A 10,860-nucleotide genomic window follows, 5' to 3' on the forward strand; every position below is an offset into this window, starting at 1 on the left:
ATGCGCATTTCAGCGCCGCAGCAAAAGTTAGGGGAGATCGTTCAGTTTGGTCCGCACGTCGTCGGCCTCGGCGTGGTTCAGTTCGACCAGAATGTCCAGTGCGCGCAGCCAGGTCTGCCGGGCGCGGGCGAACTCGCCGGCGGCGCGGTGTGTCTCGCCCATGCGGGTGAGCGTGTCCGCCTCGAAATAGCGATCGCCCAGGTCACGAACCACGGCCAGGGTCTGCTCGTACCGGTCGACGGCCTCGTCGAAGCGGCCCAGATTGTGGTTCGCGAAGCCGAGACTGTCCAGCGTCGAGGCCTCGCCCCAGCGGTCGCCGATCGTGCGGTGCAGCTCCAGCGCGCGGCCGCACACCTCCAGCGCCGCCTCGTGATCGCCCAGCATGCTGTGGTCCCAGCCGACCGCGTTCAGTGAGTCCGCCTCACCCTGCCGGTTGCCGGCCTCCTCGAACAGGCCCAGCGCCAACCGGTCGTGCTCCAGCGCCTCCCGCAGCTCGCCCCGCGCCTCCCGCGACCAGCCCAGGCCACGGTGGGTGTGCGCCTGGCCGACCTTGTCACCGCGCTCGGTGAAAAGAGCGAGGGCCCGGCCCAGGTGGGCCTCGGCGTCCGCCTGCCGCTTCAGGCGGTTGTCCACACGACCCAGATGGAGGTACGCGTGAGCGGCCGCGCTGCTGTCCTCAGCGTGGTCGACGGCCACCCGCCACGCCTGCAGGCGGTCGTGCCACAGGCCGTTGAAGTGCAGGAAGTTGTCCAGGCACCAGGCGATCTGCCACGCCTCGCGCCGGTGACCCGTCTCCGCGGCGTGCGCCTGCAAGGTCAGCAGGACGCGGTGTTCCCGCTCGAACCAGTCCTTCGCCGGCGGCGCGAGATCGGCGCCGGACGGGGACGGGCCGATCGGGAACGGAATCGGGTCGCGGACCGGCTCGAGCAGGCGGTCGGCGGCGTGGGCGGTGCGGATGTAGTAGTCCAGCAGGCGGGTCAGGGCGTCCGGTTCGTCGGCCAGTTCGGACGCGTACGCGGCGAGCAGGTCGTGCAGCACGTACCGGTGGGGGAGGTGTTCCGTGGTCAGGCTGGCCGCCGTCAGCTCGTCGAGCAGCGGCCGCGCGTCGCCGCCGATCAGCGCGCCCGCGGCGGCGACCGAGATGTCCGGGCCCGGGTGCAGGCCGAGCAGGCGGAAGAGGCGCGCGGCCTCGGAGCTCAACATCCGGTACGACCAGGAGAACACCACCCGGACCTGGGTCAGCGGGTCGCCCGCGTCCAGCGTGTCCCACGGCTGACTGGCGAGCTCGTCGACCAGGGTGTGCAGCGGCGCGCCGGACTGCAGGGCGCGGGCGGCGGCGATGCTCAACGCCAGAGGCAGCCGGGCGCAGCGATCGATGATCTCGTCGACGGCCTCCGGCTCGGCGGCGACACGCTCCTTGCCGAGCCGCCGCTCCAGCAGGGCCCGCGCCTCGTCGGTGGTCATCAGATCGAGTGTCACCGGGCTCGCGCCCTCGGCGGCCACCAGGGAAGTCAGCCAGTTGCGGGAGGTCACCACCGTGAACGTCGAGGGGGCGCCGGGCAGCAGCGGGCGCACCTGCTCAGGGTCGCGGGCGTTGTCCAGCAGCACCAGCATGCGCCGGCCGGCCAGGCGGCTGCGGTAGAGGGCGGCCATCGCGGCGCGGTCGTCGGGGATCTCGTCCGCCTTGGCGCCCAGCGCGCCGAGGAACTGCCGCAGCGCCACGGACGGGTCCAGCGGGCCGGCGGGGTCGAAGCCGTTCAGGTTCACGTAGAGCTGGCCGTCCGGGAAGCGCTGCGCCACCCGGTGCGCCCAGTGCACGGCCAGCGCGGTCTTCCCGATGCCGGCGGTGCCGGAGATCGCCGAGATGACCACAGTGGAGGATGCGCCGTCGATCAGCGTGTCGAGCGCGGCCATGGCGTCCTCACGGCCGGTGAAACCCGCGACCGGCGTGGGCAGCTGACGGATCGGCGCCGGGTCCGCCGCCGCAGAGCCTGCCAGCGGGCCCTTCTGCAAGGTCGCCAGGTGGATCGTCTGCAGCTCGGCGCTCGGGTCGGCGCCGAGCTCGTCGCGCAGCCGGGCCTGGATCTCGGCGTACGCGGTCAGAGCCTCCGCCGTGCGCCCGGTCGCCGACAGCGCCTTCACCAGGGCCGCCGCCAGCGGCTCGGCCAGCGGGAACTCGTCCAGCAGCGTACGGATCTCGGGAATCACCGCGGCGTCGTGACCCGCCGTCTGGGCCCAGGCCACCGCGGCGTCCTGGCGCTGCTGACGCCACGACACGCGAACGTTGTCCGCCCAGCGCGACCGGATGCCCGCCAGCGGCTCGCCGCGCCACAGGTCCAGCGCCTCCCGCAGTTCGGCCGGACCGGTCGGCGGCATGGTCAACCGGCGGAAGCGGTGCAGGTCGACCGCGTCCGGGTCCAGGTCCAGTACATAGCCGGCGGGACGGCGGACCAGCGCGTTCTCGGTGCCGAGCGCGGCGCGCAGACGGGTGATGTGGGAGTAGAGGACGCTCTGCGCGCCCTTCGGCGGCTCGTCGTCCCACACCCGGTCGACCAGGGTGGCGGCGGACACGGGGCGGCCCACGTCGACGGCAAGCGCCGCCAGCACCGCGCGTGATTGCGGGCGCCGTAACTCCACGGGCTCGCCGGACGTGACGATCTCGACCGGACCGAGCAACCGAACCTCAGGCATCGACGCCAGTCTACTGAGAACACTCGACGTCAAGAAAACGACAAGGTCGTACGAACACCCTGAACAGGCCGACACCCGACCTCCACGGTTCGGGTAAGGCCGGTGGTTGGCGGACCACCGGCCCGGCGTCGTGCGGACGTCCCGGCCATAGACCAGCCGGTTCCGCGATCGCTATCGGGCGAAAGCGGTCGCGGAACCGGCTGCCGGTCCTGCTGGTTCGAGGGGTGATGATTGTGCAACCGCTTTGGGGCGGTGGCGCTGCGGATTCCCGCTGGTCCTGGGGTGTCCTGGTGGTGCGATGGGGCCTCGTCTGGGGTGGTCCGATCGTGCGTTCCATCCGTGGCCCCTCCGTCTGGCGCTAACTCTCGTCGGCGGGACGTTCCAGATCCATCAGGCTGCGCGGGCGCTGCGTCTCCTCGGGCCGGCGCTGCGTCTCCCCGGGCTGGCGTCGAGTCTCCTCGGGTTGGCGCTGCGTGTCCTCGGGCTCGCGTTGCGTGTCCTCGGGCTCGCGCTGCGGCGGGATCAGCCGGGTCGTCGGATCGGCGGCCGGGTCCGGGCGCTCCTGATCCACGATGGACCGCGACTTCGACTCGCCCGCCATGCCCTCGACCGGCTCGGCCATGACCGTCGCATGCCGTAACAGCGTGGTGTCATCACCGTTACCGTCTGGCATGTGCAGCGCCGTGGTCTTCTCGCCGTCATCCGGGGGAGTGACCAGGAGCGTGGTCTTCTCCTCCTCGGCGACCGGCAACCGGGTGGTCTTGTCCTCGGCTACCGGGAGCCTGGTGGTCCTGTCCTCCGTGACCGGGAGCCGGGTGGTCCTGTCCTCGGCCGGGGGCTTCTCGTCGCGGACCGGCAGCTTGATGATCCTGGTCTTCTCGCCGACGCTGCGTGCCTCGGCGGCCGCCCGCTCGTCGAAGGCCTGCCGCGCCCGTTCCAGCGCGGCCCGGTCCTTGAACGCCTGCCGTGCCTTCTCCTGCGCGGTCAGGTCGCGGGCCTCCTGTTCGGCGGCGCGGGCCTTGGCGGCCTGCTGCGCGGCGTGCTCGGCGTTGGTGGGTTCCAGCAGGTAGATCACCTGGGTCTGCTCGCCGGGGCCGTCCAGGTAGGTCTTGCCTCCGCCGCGGAAGTCCCGGGTCGGTCCGGCGCCTACGTCCCGAGTCGGCCCGGTGCCGGCCTCCCGACCTCTCGGAAGCCGGATGACCTGCGTCTTCTCGCCGTCCTCGTCGGTGGCCGTCGCCACCGTCCGCTCCTCTTCGGCGACCGTCGGCTCTCCGGCCTCGGGCTCGGCGATCGGTTCGGTGACCTGGTGGGAGGCGGTGATCTCCTCCGGGGAGAGTGCCTCGGCGACGCCGTCGGGGTGGGTGACGAAGATCCGCGTCGGCTCGCCGGTGTCGACAACCGTGGTGGTGGGCTCGTCGTCCGCGGCGATCGGCTCAGTGGGCCGGGCCTCGGTGACCGGTTCGGTGACCGGTTCGGTGGAGTCGGTGATCGGCTCGGTGGGCTGGGCCTGGGTGACGGGCTCGTCAGCGGTGCGGACCGGCTCGGTGAAAGGCTCGGTAAAAGGCTCGGTGGGCTGCTCGGAGAAGGCCGTCCGCTGCGCCGGGAAGATCGTGGTCGGCTCGTCGCCGTCATCGTCGACCTCGGGCCGGAACGCCGCCGTCGGCGCCGAGGCCAGCGGGGTGCCCGGCGCCGCGGCCCTGCCACGGGCCCGGCCGATCGTACCGATGATGGGTATTTGTGGTGGTTCGTAGCCGGCCCAGCGGCGGGCGCTCAGCGCCGTACTCACCAACGGCAGCGCGAGAATCGCCGCCAGGGCGTACCCGGGCCGGGAAAGATCGAGCCCCCCGGCCGGCCAGACCGATCCGTAGGAATCGGGCGCGACCAGCGCCCAGCCCCCCGCGCCGAGCAGGACCAGGCCGCTCAGCGCCGGCCCGGCGGGGGAGATCGGGGCGAAGAGCAGGATCGCGTACGCGGCACCGCCCAGCAGCAGCGGCGCCAGTGCCCACCCGGTCGTCTCGCGCGTCAGACCGACCCCGCACAGCACCCACACGACGGGGGCGAGGACGAGGGCGTAGAGGATCGACCGCAGGTGACGCACGACTCGGGACGCTACCTGGCCAAAACGGCTGCCTGGAACCGGCTGATCTGCCAATAAGGTGAGGTCATGACGGGTTCGGTGTTGTGGAGTCCTCCGGCAGACGTGCTCGAAACGTCCCGCATCGGGCATTACCTCAGATGGCTGCGGGAGACGCGGGGGCTGAACTTTTCGGACTATCACGACGTCTATGCGTGGTCGGTGGACGATCTGCCCGCGTTCTGGGGGTCGCTCTGGGACTACTTCGAGATCATTTCGTACGACGAGCCCACCGATACCCTGCCCGATCAGGCCATGCCGGGCGCGACGTGGTTTCCGGGCGCGACGCTGAACTACGCCGAGCACGTGCTGCGGATGCCGGGGCTGGCAGACGATGATCCGGTCGTTCTCGCGTACTCGCAGACCCGGAGCCGGACCACCCTGACCGCCGGACAGCTGCGCGAGGAGGTCCGGCGAGTCCGAGCCGGGCTGAAGGGTCTCGGCGTGGGCAAGGGTGACCGGGTCGCGGCTTATGCCCCGAACGTCCCCGAGACCTACGTGGTGTTCCTGGCGGCGGCGAGCCTCGGGGCGATCTTCTCGTCGTGCGCGCCGGAGTTCGGGCCTCGCAGCGTCACCGACCGCTGGCGGCAGATCGAGCCGAAGGTGCTGGTCGCGGTGGACGGCTATCGGTACGGCGACAAGGACGTCGACCGGCGATCGGAGGTGTCCGAGATCCGCGCGGCGCTCCCGTCCGTCGAGCATGTCGTCACGATCGGTTATCTCCACGGCGGCGGCGACTTCGGTTCATTGGCCGGCGACGAGCCGATGGCCTTCGAGCCGGTGCCGTTCGATCACCCGCTGTACGTGCTCTACAGCTCCGGCACCACCGGGCTGCCCAAGCCGATCGTCCACGGCCACGGCGGCATCCTGCTGGAACACCTGAAGATGCTGGCCCTGCACCACGACCTCGGACCGGGCGACCGCTTCCTCTGGTTCACCACGACCGGCTGGATGATGTGGAACTTCCTGGTCAGCGCCCCGGCGGTGGGCGCGGCCATCGTGATGTTCGACGGCAACCCGGGCTACCCGTCCCTGAGTGCGCTGTGGGAACTGCCGGACGTCACCTATTTCGGCACGTCGGCGCCCTTCCTGATGGCCTGCCGCAAGGCCGGCGTCGAGGTGCCGGCGTCGAAGATCAGGGCCGTCGGCTCGACCGGGGCGCCGCTGCCGCCCGAAGGCTTCGACTGGGTGTACGAGCACGTCGGCAAGGGTCTGCAGCTGCAGTCGCTGTCCGGCGGCACCGACGTGTGCACCGGCTTCGTCGGCGGGGTGCCGCTGCTGCCCGTGGTGGCCGGCGTGATCTCGTGCCGCGCGCTCGGATCCAAGGTCGAGGCGTACGACCCGACGGGCAAACCGGTGATCGGTGAGCTGGGCGAGCTGGTGATCACCGCGCCGATGCCGAGCATGCCGGTCGGCTTCTGGGGCGACACCGACGGCAGCCGCTACCGGGAGGCCTACTTCGACGTCTTCCCGGGCGTCTGGCGGCACGGCGACTGGATCACCATCGGTGAGGACGGCAGTTGCGTGATCACCGGCCGGTCGGACGCGACGCTGAACCGTGGCGGGGTGCGGCTGGGCACGGCCGAGTTCTACTCGGTGGTGGAGAACATCGACGCGATCGCCGACTCGGTGGTGGTGCACCTGGACGAGCGCGGCGACGAGCTGCTGCTGTTCGTGGTGCTCGCCGACGGTCTCGAGCTGGACGACGAGCTGCGCGGCCTGATCCGGCGAGAGCTGCGTGCCGCGCTGTCACCAAGGCACGTCCCGGACGAGATTCATCAGGTACGCGCGGTGCCACGCACCCTGTCGGCCAAGAAGCTGGAGGTCCCGGTCAAGCGGATCCTGACCGGGACACCGGCGTCGTCGGCCGCTGCCGCCGGCGCTCTGGTCAACCCCGCATCGCTGCTCGAATTCGAAGACTTTGCCAGGTCACGCCAGCAGGAGTGAACACTTCTCGGTGGCCATCCGGTGGTCCACGCCGACCGGGTCGAGGTTGGCGCAGAGGACGATCGTGGCGGCGGCCGCCAGCGGGGCGAAGAGCCAGTCCATCGGGTCGGGGTGGGTGAGCGCGTCGATCAGGACCCGGGCGCCGGTCGTGATCCCCAGCTCCGCGGCACGGGCCTGCGCCTCCGCCAGGAGGTCGCCGTGGCTCAGCTCGAACGGGCCGGCCAACGCGTAGTCGTTCGGCAGGACCGGCTGGATCGGGCGGAAGTGGTCGCCGTACGTCCGCACCTCAGTCGGAAAGTCGACAAAACCCGGCGGCGGGGTGTGTAAACCGAGCGCGAACGGTAGCAGTCCAGTGACGTACCGTTCCGACGTTGGCCATTGGCCGGCCCGCTCGGCGATCTCCGCGGACGTGAAGACGGCCTCGACCGGCTGCGGTTCGGGCCCCAGGTCGACGGCCAGACCGGCCGCGAACGCGCCCAGGATGATCGCCGCGCCCTGCCAGTGCGCCGGCAGCATCACGGCCACCGTGTCGCCGGAACCCAGGCCGACGCCGTCGACCAGCAGATTCGCGGTCTTCGACACCCAGTTGTCCAGGGTCGCGCCGGAGAGTTCGACCCGCTCGCCGGAGTGGTCGTCGTAGTAGGTGATCAGCGGGGCGGTGGCATCGCGGCGGACGGCGTCCGTGAACGCCGCCAGGATCGTCTCGGTCATCGCCCACGACAGTAGTGGCGTCACTCTGCGTGTTTGCACACCAACGCCGGATTGATACCACCGGTCGATCGGTCATACCGTTGCACCGACGCGGTGTCGCCGTCATCGCGGTGATGCATTTCGGGCGTACTCTTGCGAGTGATTTGGCCGACAAATTTGGGAGTTGCCTCGTGACCGCCGGTCGCCCCCCACGAGTGCTCGTCGACGCCACGAGCGTCCCCGCCGACCGGGGAGGTGTCGGCAGATACGTCGACGGACTGCTCGGCGCGCTCGGGGCACTCGGTCCGGAACGGGTCGACCTGGTAGTCGTCGCCCAACGGACGGATGCGGAGCGTTACAGCCGGATGCTCTCCGGAGCCGAGGTGATCGCCGGCCCCTCCGCCGTCGCGCACCGGCCCGCCCGGCTCGCCTGGGAGCAGACCGGTCTGCCGCTGCTCGCCCAGCAGGTCGGCGCCAAGGTGCTGCACTCGCCGTTCTACACCTGCCCGCTGCGCGCCGGCTGCCCGGTCACCGTCACCGTCCACGACGCGACGTTCTTCACCGAGCCCGAGCACTACGAGAACACCAAGCGCACCTTCTTCCGCAGCGCCATCAAGACCTCGCTGCGCCGCGCCGCCCGGGTGATCGTGCCCAGCAAGGCGACCCGCGACGAGCTCATCCGGCTGCTCGACGCCGACCCCACCAAGATCGACGTGGCCTACCACGGGGTCGACCCGACCGCGTTCCACGCGCCGACCGAGGAGGAGAAGGCGCGGGTCCGTGCCCGGCTCGGCCTCAGCGACAGCGGGTACGTCGCGTTCCTCGGCGCCAAGGAACCCCGCAAGAACGTGCCCAACCTGATCCGCGGCTGGGCGCGCGCGGTGGCCGACTGGCCGCACCCGCCCGCCCTCGTGCTCGCCGGCGGGCAGGGCCACGACGACGACATCGACCGCGCCGTCGCCGAGGTTCCCCCGCACCTGCGGCTGCTGCGACCCGGCTACCTGCGGTACGCGGACCTGCCCGGCTTCCTCGGCGGCGCCCTGGTGGCCTGCTACCCGTCCTTCGGCGAGGGTTTCGGCCTGCCCATCCTCGAGGCGATGGCGTGCGCCACCCCCGTGCTCACGACGCCGCGGCTGTCCCTGCCCGAGGTGGGCGGCGACGCCGTCGCGTACACCACGGAGGACCCCGACCGGATCGCCGCCGACCTGGCCGACCTCCTCCAGGACGAGTCCCGCCGATCCAGCCTGGCCAAGGCCGGATTCGACCGAGCGAAGGAGTTCACATGGGCCTCCAGTGCCGAGGTCCACGTCAACACGTGGACCCGGGTGTCGGCCACTCAGTCATGACCAACCGTCGTTACTATCGGTGCGCATGACTGACGAACTCGGCGGCCTCTACGCCGTGATCCTGGCCGGTGGCAGTGGCACCCGGCTGTGGCCTCTGTCGCGCGCCGGTCACCCCAAGTTCCTGCACCCGCTGACCGGCACCGAGGCGTCACTGCTGCAGGCCACCGCCGACCGGATCACCCCGCTGTCCGAGCCGAGGGACATCTTCGTGGTCACCGGGGTGTCCCACGCCGCGGCGGTGTCCCGGCAGCTGACCACGCTCCCCGAGCAGAACATCCTGGTCGAGCCGTCCCCGCGCGACTCGTGCGCCGCGATCGCGCTGGCCGCGGCGATCATCGCCCGCCGCGAACCCGAGGCGATCATGGCTTCGTTCGCCTCCGACCACCTGGTCGCCGACAATCCCGCGTTCGTCGAGGTGGTCCGGCAGGCGATGGCTGGCGCCCGGCAGGGCCTGCTGATGACGCTGGGCATCACGCCGACCCGGCCCGAGACCGGCTACGGCTACGTGCAGTGCGGCGGCCCGGTCGGCGGCGGCCCGGTGCTCAAGGTCGAGGAGTTCAAGGAGAAACCGACGTACGAGGTGGCCGAGGGTTACCTCAAGCAGGGCAACTATCTCTGGAACGCCGGCATGTTCGTCTGGCGGGTCGACGTGTTCCTCAACGAGCTCGCCCGCCAGCAGCCGCAACTGCACTCCGGCATCAGCCGCATCGCCCTGGACTGGGACACGCCGCGCCGCGAGGAGGTGCTCGGCGAGGTCTGGCCGACGCTGCCCCGCATCTCGGTGGACTACGCGGTGATGGAGGGCGCGGCGGCCGTCGGCCGGGTCGGCACCGTCCCCGGCGACTTCGGCTGGAACGACGTCGGCGACTTCCACACCCTCGGCGAGGTGCTGGCCGCCGACACCAGCGGCAACGTGATCGTCGGCAAGGACACGCTGGCCAAGCCCGGCGTCCTGCTGCGCGAGACCGAGGGCCTGGTCGTGGTGCCCAACTCCGGCCGCCTGGTCGCCGCCCTGGGCGTCTCCAACCTGATCATCGTGGACACTCCCGACGCCGTGCTGATCTGCCCGCGCGACCGCGCCCAGGAGGTCAAGCACCTCGTCGACGAGCTCAAGGAGCTGGGCGAGCTCGGCTACATCTGATCCACACCGGCTGCTCAGCCTGGTCACGGCCCGCCTAGCCGGTCGTCACCAGGCCCGGCTGCCACTCCGGTCCACCCGGCCGAGTTCGGTGTGACCAGCCGCCGGCGGCTCCACGGTCCGGTCGGGTGTGATCTGATGTCCCGCGTGAACGCGGTCGCACAGGTCTTCGCCCTCATCGCCGGCGTGCTGCACGTCGTCTTCTTCATGCTGGAGAGCGTGCTGTTCCGCCGCCCGTTCGTGCAGCGCGCCTTCCTGGTGCGCCCCGAGAACGCCGACGCCGTCCGGACGTGGGCCTTCAACATGGGCTTCTACAACCTCTTCCTGGCCGCGGGCGTCATCGCCGGCGTGATCCTGCTGCACACCGGCGACGAGACGGTGGGCCGCACCCTCACCCTCTTCGGCTGCGCCGCCATGTTCCTGGCGTCGATCGTGCTCTTCGCCTCGGACCCTCGCGTCGCGCGCCTGCGCAGCGTGGCCCTCCAGGGCCTTGCGCCCCTGGTCGTGCTGCTGCTGACGGCGGTTTAGCCGGCGGTCCGGAAACCGTTCGCGGTGATGGTGTGGTGGGGCCCGCATCGCCGACCACGGCTGGTGGTGCCCTTGCTGTCGGCCCTTTCGCCGGGCGGTCTCACCGGGTTGCCAAGCGGCAGGGTGCGTACTCGCCGTCGTTGCCGCGGCTCACGGCGAGCGTGGGGTCGGGCCGGGTTGCCAGGCGGCGGGGTGCCTGCTCGCCGTCGTTGCCGCGGCTCACGGCGAGCGTGGGGTCGGGCCGGGTTGCCAGGCGGCGGGGCCTTGACCCCTGTTCTTGGACACGGGTTTATGCGGCTGTCGCCAGCGTAGCTGGCGTGGTTTGAATGTTGTTTTCGTAGTTGATCGGGGATTGCTGTCCGAGGTGGGAGTGGCGGCGGATGGTG

At 71.0% G+C, this 10,860-nt stretch carries 7 protein-coding genes; 4 read left to right on the forward strand and 3 right to left on the reverse strand.

The features are described from left to right. Positions 1 to 27 precede the first annotated feature (27 nt). Positions 28 to 2,691 carry an AfsR/SARP family transcriptional regulator gene (locus tag QSK31_RS42915; protein ID WP_285690731.1) on the reverse strand — a complete coding sequence of 888 codons (2,664 nt, stop codon included), beginning with the start codon at positions 2,689 to 2,691 and terminating at the stop codon, positions 28 to 30. A gap of 358 nt (positions 2,692 to 3,049) precedes the next feature. Next, positions 3,050 to 4,789, reverse strand: coding sequence for a hypothetical protein (locus QSK31_RS42920; protein ID WP_285690732.1), 1,740 nt, complete (start codon positions 4,787 to 4,789; stop codon positions 3,050 to 3,052). Between the two features lie 66 nt (positions 4,790 to 4,855). Here QSK31_RS42920 and QSK31_RS42925 point away from each other — a divergent pair, with 66 nt between their 5' ends. Continuing rightward, positions 4,856 to 6,772 carry an acetoacetate--CoA ligase gene (locus QSK31_RS42925; RefSeq protein WP_285690733.1) on the forward strand — a complete coding sequence of 639 codons (1,917 nt, stop codon included), beginning with the start codon at positions 4,856 to 4,858 and terminating at the stop codon, positions 6,770 to 6,772. On the opposite strand, the gene QSK31_RS42930 is transcribed toward QSK31_RS42925, so the two are convergent. After that, the gene (locus QSK31_RS42930) at positions 6,755 to 7,483 is read right to left on the reverse strand and encodes a TIGR03089 family protein (protein WP_285690735.1); all 729 of its coding nucleotides are present in this window, start codon (positions 7,481 to 7,483) and stop codon (positions 6,755 to 6,757) included. The genes QSK31_RS42925 and QSK31_RS42930 overlap by 18 nt on opposite strands. A 170-nt stretch (positions 7,484 to 7,653) precedes the next feature. Here QSK31_RS42930 and QSK31_RS42935 point away from each other — a divergent pair, with 170 nt between their 5' ends. The 3 genes from QSK31_RS42935 (at position 7,654) to QSK31_RS42945 (ending at position 10,474) form a co-directional block, all read left to right on the forward strand. After that, positions 7,654 to 8,808, forward strand: coding sequence for a glycosyltransferase family 4 protein (locus QSK31_RS42935; RefSeq protein WP_285690736.1), 1,155 nt, complete (start codon positions 7,654 to 7,656; stop codon positions 8,806 to 8,808). A gap of 25 nt (positions 8,809 to 8,833) precedes the next feature. Next, positions 8,834 to 9,949 carry a mannose-1-phosphate guanylyltransferase gene (locus tag QSK31_RS42940; protein WP_285690737.1) on the forward strand — a complete coding sequence of 372 codons (1,116 nt, stop codon included), beginning with the start codon at positions 8,834 to 8,836 and terminating at the stop codon, positions 9,947 to 9,949. 144 nt (positions 9,950 to 10,093) lie between these two features. After that, positions 10,094 to 10,474: a DUF1304 domain-containing protein gene (locus QSK31_RS42945; RefSeq protein WP_285690738.1), complete on the forward strand. Its 381-nt coding sequence runs from the start codon at positions 10,094 to 10,096 to the stop codon at positions 10,472 to 10,474. Positions 10,475 to 10,860: the final 386 nt, after the last annotated feature.

This window comes from Actinoplanes sp. NBRC 103695 (genome assembly GCF_030269485.1).
Taxonomy (GTDB): Bacteria; Actinomycetota; Actinomycetes; order Mycobacteriales; family Micromonosporaceae; genus Actinoplanes.